Annotated in this window: 13 protein-coding genes and 1 pseudogene; 12 read left to right on the top strand and 2 right to left on the bottom strand. The window is 59.0% G+C overall.

The window, feature by feature from the left end; genetic code table 11:
* Positions 1-9: 9 nt before the first annotated feature.
* Together NPS47_RS01620 and mcrC are read left to right on the top strand one after the other, a co-directional pair.
* Positions 10-2,226: an AAA family ATPase gene (locus NPS47_RS01620; protein ID WP_274293381.1), complete on the top strand. Its 2,217-nt coding sequence runs from the start codon at positions 10-12 to the stop codon at positions 2,224-2,226.
* Positions 2,226-3,359 carry a 5-methylcytosine-specific restriction endonuclease system specificity protein McrC gene (mcrC, locus tag NPS47_RS01615; protein ID WP_274293380.1) on the top strand — a complete coding sequence of 378 codons (1,134 nt, stop codon included), beginning with the start codon at positions 2,226-2,228 and terminating at the stop codon, positions 3,357-3,359. Before NPS47_RS01620 ends, mcrC begins: the two co-directional genes overlap by 1 nt.
* Before the next feature lie 352 nt (positions 3,360-3,711).
* Here mcrC and NPS47_RS01610 read toward each other — a convergent pair.
* Both NPS47_RS01610 and NPS47_RS01605 read right to left on the bottom strand, forming a co-directional pair.
* Positions 3,712-4,122: pseudogene (locus NPS47_RS01610) on the bottom strand (IS66 family transposase); the annotation flags it as partial.
* Between the two features lie 55 nt (positions 4,123-4,177).
* Complete coding sequence (locus NPS47_RS01605; protein ID WP_274293379.1) at positions 4,178-4,906, bottom strand: TetR/AcrR family transcriptional regulator; 729 nt, start codon at positions 4,904-4,906, stop codon at positions 4,178-4,180.
* 237 nt (positions 4,907-5,143) lie between these two features.
* Between NPS47_RS01605 and NPS47_RS01600 the strand changes: the two genes are divergently transcribed.
* From NPS47_RS01600 to NPS47_RS01555, 10 genes are all read left to right on the top strand, one after another.
* Positions 5,144-6,394 (top strand): alpha/beta hydrolase, encoded by a 1,251-nt coding sequence (locus NPS47_RS01600; protein WP_274293378.1) that lies wholly within the window; start codon positions 5,144-5,146, stop codon positions 6,392-6,394.
* 20 nt (positions 6,395-6,414) lie between these two features.
* Positions 6,415-8,148, top strand: a complete 1,734-nt coding sequence (locus NPS47_RS01595; RefSeq protein ID WP_274293377.1) for an AMP-binding protein — start codon at positions 6,415-6,417, stop codon at positions 8,146-8,148.
* 25 nt (positions 8,149-8,173) lie between these two features.
* The gene (locus tag NPS47_RS01590; RefSeq protein ID WP_274293376.1) at positions 8,174-9,016 is read left to right on the top strand and encodes a VOC family protein; all 843 of its coding nucleotides are present in this window, start codon (positions 8,174-8,176) and stop codon (positions 9,014-9,016) included.
* Positions 9,016-10,176: an FAD-dependent monooxygenase gene (locus NPS47_RS01585; RefSeq protein ID WP_274293375.1), complete on the top strand. Its 1,161-nt coding sequence runs from the start codon at positions 9,016-9,018 to the stop codon at positions 10,174-10,176. The genes NPS47_RS01590 and NPS47_RS01585 overlap by 1 nt, the downstream gene beginning before the upstream one ends.
* Positions 10,173-10,631, top strand: coding sequence for an acyl-CoA thioesterase (locus NPS47_RS01580; RefSeq protein ID WP_274293374.1), 459 nt, complete (start codon positions 10,173-10,175; stop codon positions 10,629-10,631). Before NPS47_RS01585 ends, NPS47_RS01580 begins: the two co-directional genes overlap by 4 nt.
* Complete coding sequence (locus NPS47_RS01575) at positions 10,628-11,407, top strand: maleate cis-trans isomerase family protein (protein WP_274293373.1); 780 nt, start codon at positions 10,628-10,630, stop codon at positions 11,405-11,407. Before NPS47_RS01580 ends, NPS47_RS01575 begins: the two co-directional genes overlap by 4 nt.
* On the top strand, positions 11,400-12,584 hold the full coding sequence (locus tag NPS47_RS01570; protein WP_274293372.1) for an acetyl-CoA C-acyltransferase: 1,185 nt from the start codon (positions 11,400-11,402) through the stop codon (positions 12,582-12,584). Before NPS47_RS01575 ends, NPS47_RS01570 begins: the two co-directional genes overlap by 8 nt.
* Positions 12,585-12,662: 78 nt before the next feature.
* A complete protein-coding gene (locus tag NPS47_RS01565; protein ID WP_274293371.1) occupies positions 12,663-13,574 on the top strand; it encodes an SMP-30/gluconolactonase/LRE family protein in 912 nt (303 codons plus the stop codon).
* Positions 13,575-13,743: 169 nt separating this feature from the next.
* Complete coding sequence (locus tag NPS47_RS01560; protein ID WP_274293370.1) at positions 13,744-14,895, top strand: OmpP1/FadL family transporter; 1,152 nt, start codon at positions 13,744-13,746, stop codon at positions 14,893-14,895.
* A gap of 355 nt (positions 14,896-15,250) precedes the next feature.
* Positions 15,251-16,009: an SDR family oxidoreductase gene (locus tag NPS47_RS01555; protein WP_274293369.1), complete on the top strand. Its 759-nt coding sequence runs from the start codon at positions 15,251-15,253 to the stop codon at positions 16,007-16,009.
* Positions 16,010-16,018: the final 9 nt, after the last annotated feature.

Below are 16,018 nucleotides of genomic sequence, written 5' to 3'. Positions count from 1 at the left end.
GGGGCATGGATGATCACCAGTGACAGCATGGCGAGCACGACCTGGTTTGTCGGTGCCAGCTTTGGACACACTAACGACCAGAGCGAACGTTTTCTTTCTCAAGGGCTTTGGGAGATTAGTAAACCGAACGACAAGGAAATGGCTCTGGTTCGCTCTATGCGCCCCGGAGAACGGATTGCCATTAAGGCAGCTTATACGCGTAAACATGGGCTGCCGTTCGATAACCGAGAGCGCACGGTATCCGTCCTGGGCATCAAAGCCATTGGTACCATCCTCGACAACCCGCAAGATGGTGAGCGGGTGCAGGTGCAATGGTTGCCGACCGAAGGGGTGCGTGAGTGGTACTTCTATACCTTCCGGGCCACCATCTGGCGTGTGACTCCAGGCGATTGGATGAACGACGCGTTGATCGCGTTCGCTTTCGACAAGCAGTTGCAGGATGTGGATCGCTTTCGCAATGAACCCTATTGGCGTGAGCGTTTTGGGTCAGTTTTGTCCGAAAAGCAGCGCTTTCAGTGGACGGACTTCTATGAAGCGGTGGCGGAAAAACTGCTGACCTACGCGGACGACCGAACCCCGCTCATCAAGGGTATCCACGAGATTGGTTCGCGTGTGCCGGGACTCGGTTATCTGCAGGACAAGTTTCCAGATAGCACCAGTGGCCCGCTGAGGGATATTTGCCCGTTCACCACGATGGGGACTTTCAACCGGTCAATGACCGATGCCAATCGCAAAACCATAGCGAGTGAGCTGGCCAAGTTGCTGGGAGTAACCGTCCCTGTTCCGCCTTCATTCGAGGGTATTCCCGTCCTCAACAATCAGCGCTCCTGGTTTTTTGCTTACGCCGACAAGCGCGGGGCGAGCGACATTGACACTTTGTGGAAAGTGTTCGTGGCCGCGCACAGCATGTTGGAAGACGACCAGCCGGATACCCGGATTGCTTTCATCCAGGCTTACAACGAGGCGACCCAGGTGTGGGGCGTTGCCTGGAATCTTTCGACAGGCCTTTACTGGACACATCCGTGGGAGTTTCTGACCCTCGATAGCCAGTCGCGTCACTACATCAACAAGCGGCTCGGTCTGAATGTCGCCATAAGTGGCCAGCAAGGCCCCTGTGATGCCGGGAGCTATCTGAAGCTGGTTGACGATCTGCGTGCGCGCTTCAGCGAAGACGATTATCCCGTCCATAGCTTTCCGGACCTATCGTTAGAGTCCTGGATGTACAAGGGCCCGGACGACGAACCTGTGCCCTCTGACGAGGCTGACGGCAGCGCTCAAGACCAGGTAGCTACAAGTGCAGTTAGCGAAGCGTTTCAAGTGGCAGCGCCAATTATCCCGTATTTGGTCGAAGATATGCTCAGGGATGGGTGTTTCCTTGCTCGGACCGAGATCGACCTCCTATTAGATCGGCTGCGAGCCAAGAAAAACCTGATCCTGCAGGGGCCTCCGGGCACAGGAAAGACTTGGCTGGCTAAGCGGCTGGCCTTCGCGCTAGTGGGGCAGAAGGACGATAGTAAGGTTAGGGCGGTTCAATTCCATCCCAACTTGTCCTACGAGGACTTTGTACGAGGCTGGCGCCCGACTGGTGAAGGTAAATTGTCGCTGGCGGACGGTGTCTTCATGGAAGCGATTAAGGCTGCCAGCAAAGACCCGTCTTCGAAGTTTGTTGTGGTGATTGAGGAAATCAATCGTGGTAATCCCGCGCAGATCTTCGGAGAGCTGTTGACGCTGCTGGAAGCAGGAAAGCGTACACCCAGCGAAGCATTGGAACTCTGCTACCCAGATGCAGATGGTAAGCGTCGTCCTGTCCACATTCCCGAAAATTTGTATGTTATCGGCACCATGAACATTGCGGACAGATCACTCGCGCTGGTCGATCTGGCGCTGCGTCGCCGCTTCGCTTTCATTGGTCTGGAGCCGAGGCTTGGGCTCGTGTGGCGGAACTGGGTAGTCAAAGAGTGTGCTGTTGATCCAGTCTTGGTGGAGGATATCGAGCAACGATTTTCCACGCTGAATGATCAGATTGCGGCGGATGTCCGTCTTGGTAAGCAGTTCCGGATTGGCCACAGCTATGTGACACCCGCGCATCGACTGGAGTCGGGAGACACGAAGAAGTGGTTCCAGCAGGTCGTAGAGACGGAGATCGGCCCGTTGCTGGATGAATATTGGTTTGACGCGCCCGACGAAGCAGAAAAGGCGATTGCACGGCTGACACAGGGTTGGTGATGAGCAGCATCGCAGAGCAGGTGGATAGCGTGCCCGCGAGTGCCGAGGGCTTCATCGGACGCATTCCGGTGCGCAACCTTTGGCTGCTGATGCTCTACGCCTCGGACCTGTTTCGCACTTGTGATATCGGCAAGGTCGGCTTGGAAGATAGTCCTGACGATCTGCCGGATCTGGTTGCGGAGATTCTTGCTCATGCTGTTGAGGTAAGGCAACGGCGCAGGCTAAGCCTTGGCTACCGTTCTCGTGATGCCGTGATTAATCGTGTTCGGGGCCGTATCGATGTTCTGACTAGCGAACGCCATCAGTTGTTGGATCGCGGGTTGGTAGCATGCCGATTCGATGAGCTGACTATCGACACGCCTCGCAATCGCTTTGTCCGAGCTGCTCTGGAGTCCATCTCCAGAATCGTGCAGAGAAGAGAGCTTGCACATCGATGCCGCTCACTTGCGAGTGGCATGAAGGCGATGGGGGTATCTGGCGATTCACCCACGCGAGCTCAAATGAGCACCGATCGTTTTGGACGTAACGATGCAGACGATCGATTTATGCTGGCAGCCGCGAAGCTGGCATTCGACTTGGCGATACCATCTGAAGTGTCTGGGGCGAATGTGCTCACTTTGCCAGATCGAGAGGTGACTTGGGTGCGCCGATTGTTCGAGCGGGCTGTCGGCGGGCTCTACGAAGTGGTGCTAAGTCCCCAGGGGTGGCGGGTAAAGTGCGGTAGCGCACTCGGCTGGAAAATTGAGAAAAAAACCGCTGGGATCGACAAGATCTTGCCCTCAATGCGAACTGACGTTGTTCTCGATCACCCATCAACTGGGCGGCGAATCGTCATCGACACCAAGTTCACATCAATCGTGACGAATGGCTGGTACCGCGAGGAAACCCTGCGTAGCGGCTATATGTACCAAATCTACGCCTACCTGCGGTCTCAGGCAGGGCGTGGCGATGCTCTTGCCGATCGCGCTAGCGGGTTGTTGCTACATCCTGCGATCGGCCTGTCGGTCGACGAGACGGTTGTGATTCAGGGGCATGCCATTCGGTTTGCCACAGTTGATTTGGCTGCTTCGGCTACAGAAATCCGAACCCAACTGATGAATGTTGTGCTGCGACGATGTAGCAAGCTGAGCTGAGCTGAGCTGAGCTGAGCTGAGCTGGCGGCTTCATTTACCAAGAGCGGCACGGTGCGCTCACTAGCGAGGCGCTGCTCGCCTGTTAGCTTCTCGGCGGCTTCTTCAGCTTCGTCGCGGTCGTCGTAGGTGTTGAGTAGTTTCATAAGTTTTCGGATGCAAGCTTAATGGGTCGTAGATTCTGCCGGACTGACAAAAAGAACATCCCTTTCATTGGTGAGTAGCTGGTCAGCTATGCACTTGGCCAAAAAATAAGAGTCGAAGTGAAACCGATAGGGGGTGTATGCCCCCTATCATTCTGAATGAACAAGGCAATTGTCTTAGCGTATGCGTCCGGGCATCCCGTCTTGCGTAACTAAACCGGTTGCCACTTATGCGGCAGCAACTGCGCGATATCACTTGCTCGTTGCGTCGGCAGACGCGTGAGGACGTCTTTCAGATAAGCATACGGATCATGCCCATTGAGCCGCGCCGACTGGATCAAGCTCATGATCGCCGCCGCCCGTTTGCCGCTGCGCAGTGACCCTGCAAAGAGCCAGTTTTTGCGCCCCAGCGCCCAGGGCCGGATCTGGTTCTCAGCCCAATTATTGTCAATGGGTACGGCCCCGTCATCGAGATAGCGCGACAGCGCCGTCCAGCGTTTGAGGCTGTAATCCAGTGCTTTGCTAATGGCCGAGCCATCGTGCACAAGTTGGCGTTGAGCGATCATCCAGGCATGCAAGGCATCCATCACCGGCACCGCTTTTTCTTTCCGTATTCGGTGGCGTAAATCCGGTTCCAGGTCGCAGGCTGTCGTACGAAAGGTCTGGGTTTAGACGCGCCTATCTGCGCCAGCTGTCGAAACCATCCAGCAGCAAGGCCAAGCCTGCGTCGAACGTGATGGTGCTATCGATGGCGACAAAGTCCGAGGCAAGAAATGCAGCCCCTGGATAATGTTGTGTGGATTTCATCAGGTAGCCGCTAATGAAATCGCTATGGGCATGTGGGGCCTGATGGTTTTCCTTTTCTGCTGCGATCACCGAGACGAAAAGCAACAACAGGTGATAGGCCATGGCGGCGAAGGGCTGTGGCAGCGTGGCTGCCTTGAGAATCTGGCCGATATGATCGAAGTAGGCCAAGCCATAATCGATCTCGCCGGGTTGCACGCGTTGGAACAAGCGGAACTTGTTCTCGGTGAGTATATAGGTGGCCAGCCCAGGCCAGCGTTCGAGGGTCGCGAGCGACGAGCGAGCGAAGGCTTCGATGTCTTTGCGCCAATCGCCCGTGAGGGCGGGTAGTTGCTGCAAGCGATCCTTGAAAGCAGCGTTGATCACCGCGCTGATCAGTTCATCGCGGCTGCCCAGGTGGTAATGGACCATGCCTGCCGCGACGCCGAGTTCTTTCCCGATCCGGACCATGCTGACTTCTGTCAGGGATTCGTTCTGCGCAATCCCGATGGCGCACGTAATCATCGCCTCTCGCGAAACATCCTGATCACTTTTTGGACGACGGCCCGAACGTTTGCGCGGTACTGCCTTGGCGGTTGCAGAGGTGACGGAGCTTTCAGACATCCAGGCTTCCCTTGGGCTTAATTGACAGACTCTCAGATTAGCATCGAGCTTGCGCGCCGAGCAAATTGAGGGGCTGTCAATTGACTGCGAAGTTCGGTTTCTGGCGGGTGCAAGAATTTTTCTTTTTCATAATTGACACCATCTCAATTAGTGGCCTAACCTAGCCCTGAGGTTAATTGAGCATGTCTCAATTAATGTGTTCAAACGATCCCTTGAGGTCTGGCAGGAGGGCCCGTCGTGGCTAATTCCAGCAACAAGAAAGTAGCGGTCACCGCAGGGTTGCGTGGTGCATCCTGGCGCCCGGAGCGCATGGGCAAGCCGTTCAGTTCGACCCCTTGCCCATTGCTTACCCAGGACGGTCAGGGTGCCTTGGGTGTGCTGTTTTCCCGGGGCGGTGAGCGTAAGGTGGTGTTCATCATGCATCCCCGTGAATTGGTGGTAACCCACTATCTGGTCCCGGATGTACTGGATGCTGGTTGGGCCTGTTGGGTCCAGGGTGCTCGCTCCATCGGCAACGACTTGCGTCTTGAACATGAGTTCGCGCTCTACGATGTTGCCGCCGGGATGCGCCAGTTACGGGCAATGGGCTTCGAGACCATCGTCCTGCTCGGCAACTCGGGCGGGGCAGGGCTGTTTGCCTTCTACAACCAGCAGGCGTTATGCGCACGGGAAAAGCGCATCACCAGCACACCAGCAGGTCGTGCTACCCGATTTGCCACGGCGGATTTTCCGCCGGCTGATGGCATCGCACTGGTGTCGCCGCACCCGGGTCAAGGCATCTTGCTGATGAATGCGCTTGATCCTTCGGTAAGCGATGAATCCGACCCGTTCTCGACGGATCCTGCGCTGGACCCATTCAGTGAGGTGAATGGTTTTCGCATGCCGCCAGACTCGTCCCGCTACAGCGTCGACTTCATCGATCGCTACCGGATCGCGCAGCGCCAGCGTGTGGCGCGCATCGATGCCTTTGCCCGACAACTGGTCGAGCAACGGCAGGCGGCGCGCGAGCGCATCAAGTCCGGTGGTACGCGCGCCGACAAGGCGCTGGCCAGCCACGGGCCGATCTTCCAGGTGTGGCGCACCGATGCCGACCTGCGTTGCTGGGACACCTCGCTCGATCCGTCCGACCGCTACGTCGGTTCGCTCTGGGGCAGCGACCCTTTCATTTCCAACCTGGGCAGCGTTGGCTTCGGCCGGACGGTGACGCCGGAGTCATGGTTGTCAACCTGGTCCGGGCTCTCCTCGAACGCCTCCCTGGCCAAGTGCGCGAACGCTATCGAGCAACCCACGCTGCTCATCGAATACACCGGCGACAACTGTGTGTTCCCTAGTGACGCCAATGCCATCTATGGCGCGATCCCGGCGGCCAGCAAGGAGCGCTACCGCGTGCGTGGAAATCATCACGGCCAGGCCTTGGACGAGGGTGAGATCGGCGGTCAGCTCATCGCTGGTGAACACCTGGGACGTTGGCTTCAAGACACCTTCTAAACGACCAAGAGCGTGCAGTCATGACAATTACAACAACACAAGCCTCTTCCACCTCTGCCGCCCTCGGTGCTGGCGAACAGTTGCGACATGTCGCTTCGCCCATTCCAGGCGTGGTGTATCCCGAGCAGAGCGAGCTCGACCGGTATCTCTCCGAAGGCGTGCTGGGCTTTGAAACCTTGCCCGATGGCTTTCGTTCGATCGTCAGGCAATACCCCGACCACATCGCGCTGCTGGGGCCGGGCTTGCGCATCACCTACCGGGAGCTGGACGAGCGCTCCACCCGCCTGGCTGGTGCGTTCCTGCAGCAGGGGCTGCAGCCGCTGGACCCTGTGGTGTTCCAGTTGCGTGACAGCGAACAGCTGATCATCGCCTTCCTTGCCTGCCTGAAGAGCGGGCTGATCCCGATCTGTACCCTGGCGGCTCACCGTGAGCGCGAAATTGGTTACTTGGCCAGCCTGGCCGAAGCCAAGCTGCACATTGTCCAGGGAGACGACCCGAAGTTCGACAGCATCGGCTTCGCCCGCAAGATGCAGGAGGCCGCGCCTTCCTTACGGCTGATCATGCAGGTGCGTGGTCCATCCCAGGACGGTGTCTTGCATCAGGACATGCTGATCGACGGCATCGACCTGGCCGAAGCCGAGACGCTGTTGCAAGGCGTGCGCCTGGACCCGTTCCAGGTCGCGGTCTATCAGTTGTCCGGTGGCACCACTGGGGTGCCGAAAATCATCCCGCGCTTTCACAACGAATACCTTTACAACATGCGCGCGGTTGCCCGCTGGCTGGATTACCAGCCCGACGATGTGCTGTTCATGCCGCAGCCGATGGTGCACAACCTCAACATGGGCTGCTGCTTCGGTCCCTTCCTCATGACCGGCGGCACGGTCACGGTGACGCCCGACCTGCAGCCGGACACCCTGATCTCGCTGATCGCCTCGACGAAACCGACCTGGTTGATGCTCGGCGGCCCGATCATCGCCCGTCTTGAGTCGGCGATCCAGGATGGCCGGGTCGACCTGGCCAATGCCCGGGGCGTGCTGGTCGCCAACAGCGCCGCCAAGTTGCAGAAGCTCTTGGGCGTACGCACCCACAACGTGTTTGGCATCACCGAGGGCGTGATCATGTTCGGCCACAAGGAGGATATGGCTGAGGCTCATGACACCACCAACGGTCGGCCGGTATCTGCTTGGGACGACATCCGCATCCTGGTGCCGGGCACCGAGCAGGATGCCAGGCCGGGCGAAATCGGCGAGCCGGCATTCAAGGGGCCGTACACCATCCATGGCTACTTCCGTGCTGAGGAACGCAACCGGGAAACCTTCACCAGCGACGGTTACTACCGCTCCGGCGACCTCATGTACACCAAGGTCATTGACGGCAAGACCTATTACGTCTTCTGCGGTCGCTTGAAAGACCTGGTCAGCCGCGGTGGCGAAAAGATCAATTGCGAGGAAGTCGAGCTGGCAATCGCCGGGCATCCGGCCGTGGCCGCTGTGGCCGCCGTGGGTTATCCCTGCCCGGTGTTCGACGAGCGCTTGTGCGCCGCCTTGGTGCTGCGCGATGGCTTTGCCGCACCCAGTGTCGCGGAGCTGGGCGCTTATCTGGAGGACTATGGCCTGGCCAAGTTCAAATGGCCGGAGCGTATCGAAGTGCTCGACGTATTCCCTCTGACCGCCTCCGGCAAGCTCAGCAAGGAAAAACTGCGCGAGCAGGTCAAGGCGAATGTTGAGCGTGAACAGGCCAAACAAGCGAACTGACAGGCAGTTCTAAGGAGTACTTCAAATGGTAAACCAGCCCGTTCTCAAGGGTGTCCATCATAGCGCCAGGCCCACCTGGAAACTCCGTGAAACCGTGGAGTTCTACCGCGACAAGCTTGGCCTGCCGCTCGTTCATGCCATCTCGGCGCGAGGTTGGGGGCCGTCCAATCACCCGGACTTCCTGCATTTCTTCTTCGATAGCGGCAATCACAGCACCATTGCTTTCTTCTACTACATCAACACCGAGCAGCCGGACTACACCCGGCCGGTGGCGGACTATCGCTTCGAGGCCACCCATACCGCGTGGCGCGTCGACACCCGCGAAGAGTTGCTGCAATGGCGCGACCGCCTGGAGAGCCATGGTATCCCGTTGATCTTCCAGATCCGCCACGAACTCATCGAGTCGATCTACTTCAACGACCCGAATGGCTATTACCTGGAAATCACCATTCAGGAACGGCCGATGGACGCCCTGGATGCAGAGGATGCTACCCGCACCCTCGAAGCTGCCATGGCGCTTGAAGATGGTCTTGAAGCCGGAAGCACCGGATTCACCAGCATCGATCAGGTCTGGAAAGCCAAGGCCAAGGGTATCGACCCCGATGCTGCTGAAGAGCTCGCGCTGTATGTCCTCGATGCTCCGGAGTTCTCGCCGCTCGTCCAGGCAGCAGAGCAAGCCCCGGGCGTTCAACTGGAAAAACTGGGTAACGGCTACTGGAAGATCACGGCCGAAGACGCCTTGGTATTCGAGCGCAAGCGGCTGGGCTTTGTCCCGGCATTGTGGAACGCGGCACTGACGGGCGGTTTTGTGGGCCTGGTCAGTGAGTTCGATCGCTATCGGCTGCAGATCAGCCGAGGAGAGCAGTGATGAAGATAGCGATTGTCGGAGGTGGCCCGTCGGGCCTCTATCTCGGGCTGTTGTTGAAGCACGGCGCACCTGGCTGGCAGGTGGAGGTCATCGAGCAGAACGCGGCGGACGCGACCTTCGGTTTTGGCGTGGTGCTGGCCGATACCGGCCTGCAACAACTGCGTGATGCGGACCCTTCCTCCTATGACGCGCTCTGTGCCGCCACCAAGCAGCATGAGCACCAGGTGATCGTGCAGGCGGAAACGCCCATCGATATCCGCCTGCCCGTGAAGGGTGGGGCGATTCCCCGGCTGACGCTGCTGCAAATCCTGGAGCGGCAGGCTGAGGCGGCGGGCGTGGTGGTGCATTACCGGCAGCGCATCGAGGACCTGGCGGACCTTGCCCGACTTGGCCTGGACGACGCCGATGTGGTGGTGGGCGCGGACGGTATCAACTCGGTGGTCCGGCGTGCCTTCGAGCAGGGCTTCGGTACCACCACCAGCACCTTGGGCAACCACTTCGCTTGGTACGGTACGCCGAAGGTCTTCGATGCCTCGGCGCTGGTGTTCCGCAAGTATGCCGGTGGGCATTTCGTGGCCCATTACTACGCCTACAGCGACGAGATGAGCACCTTCGTCGCCGAATGCGATGATGCCACCTGGCAACGGTTGAATCTGGGCAGTCTGAGCGATGCTCAGCGCCAGGCGCTGATGGAAAAGATCTTCGCGCCTGAGCTGGAAGGGGCTCCGCTGATGGATGGCAATGCCCGTGTCGTCTGGCGTCAGTTCCCGGTGGTGCGTAATGCCCATTGGACCCATGGCCGTCATGTACTGATCGGTGATGCCCTGGCGAGCGCGCATTTCTCCATCGGTTCGGGTACACGGATCGCCATGAACGACTCCATCGCTCTGGCCAAGGCGCTGCTCGATTGCGAGGGGGACGCGTTGGCTGGGCTGGCGGCATACGAGCGTAGCCACAGGCCCAGCAAGCAGAAGCTCATCCGCGCCTCCGAGCGATCCTACCTCTGGTACGAGCGGATGGCGCAGTGGATGGACAACTACAGTGCCGAGGAATTCGTCTACCAGTTCATGACCCGTACCGGCCGCGTCGATGACGAGCGTTTGCGGCGTGAGTATCCGGATCTGATGGCGCGCCTGGGCAACGTCGGGAGCCAGGTATGAACGAGAGTGTCGAGATCGTCGTCGGGCATCAGCCTTTCACGGTACGGCGCACGGTGCGCTGGATGGATTGCGACCCCGCTGGAGTCGCCTTCACCGGGCGCTTCACCGAATACCTGATCGGCGCTGTCATGCACTTTTACCGCCATATTGGTTGGGGGCCAGGTGCGAAAGGTGAAGGAAATGTCGGATTGCCCTGTAAGCACATGGACCTCACTTTTCATGTGAGCCTTCCAGCGGAATCCATCGTAGATATCACTATCCACGTCGGGACCATACGCGAGAGAAGCTTCGACTTGGTCGCCCATGCGCATTTGCCTGATGGGCGGCTGGCGTTCGAAGGCATCTTTGCACCTATCTGTATCGAGCCGCTGGAACGCCGGAGCGTGCAGATACCGCACCTTCTCCGGGAGGCTTTACAGCAACACCATATTTCTGCTGAAGAGGCACGACCATGACCGTTACCTATCGAATTGGCCAGATTGTGCCCAGTTCCAACACCACGATGGAGACGGAGATTCCGGCGATGCTCAATGCGCGCCAGCAGCTTCGCCCTGAGCGCTTCACCTTTCACTCCAGCCGGATGCGCATGCACAAGGTCACACCCGAAGAGCTAGAGGCGATGAACCGCGAAGCCCTGCGTTGCGCCGCCGAGCTGGCGGATGCAAGGGTTGATGTCATGAGTACGGCGTGCCTGGTGGCGATCATGGCGATGGGCAATGGCTACCATCGTCAGGTCCAGGAGGAGTTGACGGCGATCGCCCGTGCCAACCATTGCGACGCGCCAGTGATGACCTCGGCAGGTGCCCTGGTCGAGGGATTAAAGATCATGGGGGCTCGGCGGATCTCGTTGCTTGCACCTTACATGCGCTCACTGTGCGATCGAGTGGTCGAATACATCGAGAATGAAGGGATAGAGGTGGTCGATTCGATTGCCTTTGAGATATCAGACAACCTCGATGTAGGCAGGCGCGATCCGGCTCTCTTGCTCGAAGATGTGAAAAAGCTCAATACAACAGGAGTCGATGTAGTGGTGCTGTCGGCCTGTGTGCAAATGCAGTCGTTGCCGTCGATCCAGGCGGCCGAGGACGCCTTGGGCATCCCGGTGACCTCGACCGCAGTTTGCACGGTGCGGCGCATGCTCGATCACCTGGGGCTGGAACCGGTCGTACCTGGTGCCGGGGCACTGCTCTCCGGGCGCTATCCGGCGCGGGAGGAGGGTGGCCATGCGTGAGGCGCTGATTGTCTCGACCGCGCGCACAGCAATTGGCAAGGCAGGCCGTGGTGCGCTGAACAACGTGAAGTCACCGACGCTGATGGGGCATGTGCTGCGCCATGCCGTCGAGCGTGCGGGCGTTGAGCCAGCCGCTATTGACGATGTGGTCATTGGCACTGTGCTTGCCGCCGGGACGGCCGGGTCCAACCTTGCCCGCAACGCCGTGTTCGCGGCTGGGTTGCCGCATTCGGTGAGTGGGCAGACGCTGGATCGCCAGTGCTCCTCCGGTTTGATGGCCATCGCCACGGCGGCCAAGCAGATCATCGTCGATGGTATGGATGTGGTTGTCGCAGGCGGGCAGGAAAACATTTCCGCCGTGCAGCAGCGCTACTTCCAGTGGGTCGCCGATGAGCAGGATGGCGCCGTGATCCAGTCGGCTCCCCATGCCTACATGCCCATGTTGCAGACGGCCGAATTCGTGGCGCGCAAGTACGGTATTTCCCGTGAGCAGCAGGATGAGTTCGCCTACGTCTCGCAGCAGCGTACGGCCCGTGCGCAAGCGCAGGGACGTTTCCTGGAAGAGATCGTGCCCATCAGTGCCCAGCATCGCATCGTCGATAAGGATTCGGGGGCTTCCCGTTTGCAGGCCGTGTTGCTGCAGCAGGACGAGGGCAACCGGCCAGAGACCACCCTCGAGGGGCTGGCTCGCCTGGCGCCGGTGCTTGAAGGCGGGACCATCACTGCCGGCAACGCGAGCCAGCTGTCCGATGGCGCCAGCGCCTGCGTGCTGGTGGACAAGCGTTTTGCCGAGCAGCGGGGTCTGTCGCCGCTCGGGCTCTATCGCGGGATGGCCGTGGCCGGGCTAGCACCAGAGGAGATGGGCATAGGCCCGGTACTGGCCATCCCCAAGCTGCTCAGGCAGCACGGCCTACGCGTGCAGGACATCGACCTGTGGGAGCTGAACGAGGCGTTCGCCTGCCAGGCCCTGTACTGCCAGCGTCAGCTCGATATCGACCTAGACCGGTGCAATGTCAACGGTGGCGCCATTGCCATCGGTCACCCCTATGGCATGACAGGCGCTCGCCAGGTTGGCCATGTGCTGATCGAAGGCAAGCGTCGAAAGGCCAGGTACGCGGTGGTGTCGATGTGCGTCGGTGGCGGCATGGGGGCTGCGGCGTTGTTCGAGATCGCTTGAATGTGACGGCCCGTCATGGTCCTGCCTGGGCCTGGGCTGTTGCGAACCAGACAACACAAACCAAAGGTGGTATGCAAAATGTCGGTAGAACAAAAACAATACGCGCTGAATGTACTTACCAGTGGCCTGTACTTCGGTGAAGGCCCACGCTGGCGAGATGGCACACTCTATGTCTCGGACATGCTGGGCAAGAAGGTGTACGCGGTGGACGCAGCTGGCAACAAGACTGTCATCGCCGAGATGCCGAACAAGCCCAACGGCATGGGCTTCTTGCCCAATGGCGACCTTATCCTCAGCTCCATGCACGAGGCCCGCCTTTACCGCCACACGCCAGCCGGGCTTGAACTCTACGCGGACCTCTCAGATATCTTTACCGGCTACGTCGGTGACATGGTCATCGACCAGCAGGGGCGAATCTATGTCGACGATGTCGGAGCCCGGGTCTTTGAAGGGGAAGCCCTGAAGCCGGGCCGCATCGTGATCGTCGAGCCCAGCGGCGAAATCTCGGTCGGCGTGGAAGACTGCAACTTCCCCAACGGTATCGTGATCACCCCGGACCAGAAGACCCTGGTCTTCGTTGAGACCTTCGCCGAGCGCCTCAGCGCGGTCGACATCATCGACGGCAAGCTTGTGAACCGCCGCGTGCTGCTGGACCTGACGCAGCTGTTCCCTTCGGCGGAAGATCGTGCCCGCAAGCGTGGCTGCATCGATGGGATCTCCATCGACGCCGAAGGTGGCATCTGGTTGAGCATGCTGCGTGCCGAGCAGTTCATGCGCATCAACACGCAAGGTGAAGTCACCGACCGCATCCCCATGCCGGGCTACGAGTGCGTGGCCAGCACTCTCGGTGGTGAGGATGGTAAGACGTTGTTCCTGGTGGCCACAAAGGTCGATGGCGACAACATTTTCGATGCCATGGTCAATCTGCGGACCGAAACAACGATCTTCACCACTCGCGTTGCTGTCGGTAAGGGCGTGGGCCGTCCATAGTTCCTGCCGTTGATTAGAAGCGGGCGCGGAAGCGCGCCCGCTCTTCCTCGCTTAGTTGCGTGTGAATTCCAGGGTGCCTGCCCAAGAGCAAGCACCGCGGGAAATGCTGTGCCAGGCGCACAGCCGCGAATAGTTGACCTGACCACAACAAATACAAGGAATCAGGGTCATGAATAGTTTTAAACTTACGCTTGCGTATCTGTTGCTGTTCGCGACAACAGCGAGCGCCTCCAACGGTCCGCAATACGCAGGCTATGGTGCACAGGCCATGGGCATGGGCGGTGCGTCTATAGCCAACCCTACCGACTCGCTGGCCGCTGTCAATAATCCTGCTGGCATGGGAGCTGTCGGTTCGCGGGTGGATGGCAGCCTCACCGCCACTGCGGGGCAATTGCGTTCGAACGTTCATGGCACCGAGAGCAGCGATGACGTGCTGGTGTTTGTTCCGGGGTTCGGCGTTAACTATCAGTACCAGCCTGATGTAACCCTCGGTCTCTCGGTTTCCGGGTACGGTGCCGGCATCGACTACGGCAAACCAATTCCCGCATTCGGAACATCCAATGTGAAATCCGAACTGACCCAGATATTAATTGCACCAACGGCCACCTACGAGTTTCAACCAGGCCACTACCTTGGGCTGTCGGTCAAACTGGGTTATGAAAGCCTGATGTTGCATGGACTGGAGAATTTTGGCGCGACCAACGACCGGGATCACGCTTTGGGTGCCGGCCTAGGCATCGGATATCTGGGCACTATCGCGCCAGGGCTGCGTCTGGGCGTCACCTACTCGACGCCAGTCTGGTTCCAGAAACTTGATGCACATGAGGACATCATTCCCAACGGACGCCTAAACATGCCGCAGCAGGCAGGCTTGGGGTTGGCCTATGACACGGGTGCCTGGACATTCGCCTTTGATTACCTATGGATCGATTGGAGCCATGAGAAGGCCCTGGCCAACTCCCTGACCGAAGGTGGTGCACCCGGAGCAGGTAACGGGCCGGGCTTCGGTTGGCGCGACCAGCATGTATTTCGCTTCGGAGTAAATTACCAATACAACGACCGGCTTCAATTGCGTACCGGGTTGTCTCTTGCCAACCACCAGGTTCCCGACCGTGAGGCCACGCTGATTGCAATTGCACCCTGTAATCAGCCCAAGAGCGCGCATCTTGGTTTCACGTACAAGGTGTCTGAGGGAGTAGAGGTGACGGGAGCCTACATGTACGACTTCCGGCATATCACCAAAGGGACGGGGGCTAGTGAGGGAGTGGAGGCCGGAGGCGAACTGCACATGTTGACTGTAGGGTTGGGTTACAAGTTCTAGCCGGTCATGGGTAGTCTGCGTATCGCATTGTTATGAACTTACGAGGATGGGTTCTATTGCAGGGAAGCTGGAGCAGCGACGTTCTCCATCAGGTTCGTCGCTGAGTATGGCCATTAAGGCAAAGCACCGCCCGGTGCCCACGATCGCCGGGCGGTGCATCTCGAATCTTAAGCTAAGCCAAAGGGAAAACCGAGCATGGCTTTGGACAAGGTGGAGAGTGCTCCCAAGGAACTCCTTGAGCAGTAATTCTCGGGAACTCTTGGCAGCGTGCGCGCTTAACTTATGACTCCTTCGATTGACTCAGTCAAAAAAACAAACATTGATAGTTGTTTTATTCTGTTCACAGGACTTGCGAATGCCTCTCAACGACAAAGTAATCATTATCACCGGCGGTTGCCAGGGGTTGGGCCGCACCATGGCCGAGTATTTTGCGAGCAAAGGCGCGAAGCTTGCGCTGGCGGATCTCAACCCGGAGAAGCTCGAACAAGCCGTAGCTGCCTGCCGGGCACATGGCGTGGAAGCACGGGCCTACCTGTGCAACGTGGCCGACGAAGAGCAAGTGACCCACATGGTGGCCCAGGTCGCCGATGATTTCGGCGCCATTCATGGTCTGATCAACAATGCCGGCATCTTGCGCGATGGCTTGCTCCTGAAGGTCAAGGACGGCGAGATGAGTAAAATGAGCCTGGCCCAGTGGCAGGCCGTCATCGACGTGAACCTGACCGGCGTGTTCCTCTGCACCCGCGAAGTGGCCGCGAAGATGGTCGAGCTGAAGAACCAGGGCGTCATCATCAATATTTCCTCGATCTCGCGGGCCGGCAACGTTGGCCAGACAAACTATTCCGCCGCCAAGGCCGGCGTGGCGGCCGCGACCGTCACTTGGGCCAAGGAACTGGCGCGCTTCAGTATCCGCGTGGCGGGTATAGCACCGGGGTTTATCGAAACAGAGATGACCCTGGGCATGAAACCCGAGGCGCTGGAGAAGATGACCGCAGGCATTCCTCTCAAGCGCATGGGGCGGCCAGAGGAGATTGCCCATTCAGCGGCTTACATTTTCGAGAACGACTATTACACCGGGCGAATCCTGGAGCTGGACGGCGGGCTGCGGCTCTAAAGCCGCCTG

This window comes from Pseudomonas putida (assembly GCF_028682475.1).
Lineage (GTDB): Bacteria > Pseudomonadota > Gammaproteobacteria > Pseudomonadales > Pseudomonadaceae > Aquipseudomonas > Aquipseudomonas putida_AG.
This window is presented reverse-complemented; position numbering and strand designations above follow the sequence as displayed.

Coding starts and splice junctions, on each gene's coding strand:
- NPS47_RS01620 (WP_274293381.1), top strand. CDS start 10: ATGATCACCAGTGACAGCATGGCGAGCACGACCTGGTTTGTCGGTGCC.
- mcrC (WP_274293380.1), top strand. CDS start 2,226: ATGAGCAGCATCGCAGAGCAGGTGGATAGCGTGCCCGCGAGTGCCGAG.
- NPS47_RS01605 (WP_274293379.1), bottom strand. CDS start 4,906: ATGTCTGAAAGCTCCGTCACCTCTGCAACCGCCAAGGCAGTACCGCGC.
- NPS47_RS01595 (WP_274293377.1), top strand. CDS start 6,415: ATGACAATTACAACAACACAAGCCTCTTCCACCTCTGCCGCCCTCGGT.
- NPS47_RS01590 (WP_274293376.1), top strand. CDS start 8,174: ATGGTAAACCAGCCCGTTCTCAAGGGTGTCCATCATAGCGCCAGGCCC.
- NPS47_RS01585 (WP_274293375.1), top strand. CDS start 9,016: ATGAAGATAGCGATTGTCGGAGGTGGCCCGTCGGGCCTCTATCTCGGG.
- NPS47_RS01580 (WP_274293374.1), top strand. CDS start 10,173: ATGAACGAGAGTGTCGAGATCGTCGTCGGGCATCAGCCTTTCACGGTA.
- NPS47_RS01575 (WP_274293373.1), top strand. CDS start 10,628: ATGACCGTTACCTATCGAATTGGCCAGATTGTGCCCAGTTCCAACACC.
- NPS47_RS01570 (WP_274293372.1), top strand. CDS start 11,400: ATGCGTGAGGCGCTGATTGTCTCGACCGCGCGCACAGCAATTGGCAAG.
- NPS47_RS01565 (WP_274293371.1), top strand. CDS start 12,663: ATGTCGGTAGAACAAAAACAATACGCGCTGAATGTACTTACCAGTGGC.
- NPS47_RS01560 (WP_274293370.1), top strand. CDS start 13,744: ATGAATAGTTTTAAACTTACGCTTGCGTATCTGTTGCTGTTCGCGACA.
- NPS47_RS01555 (WP_274293369.1), top strand. CDS start 15,251: ATGCCTCTCAACGACAAAGTAATCATTATCACCGGCGGTTGCCAGGGG.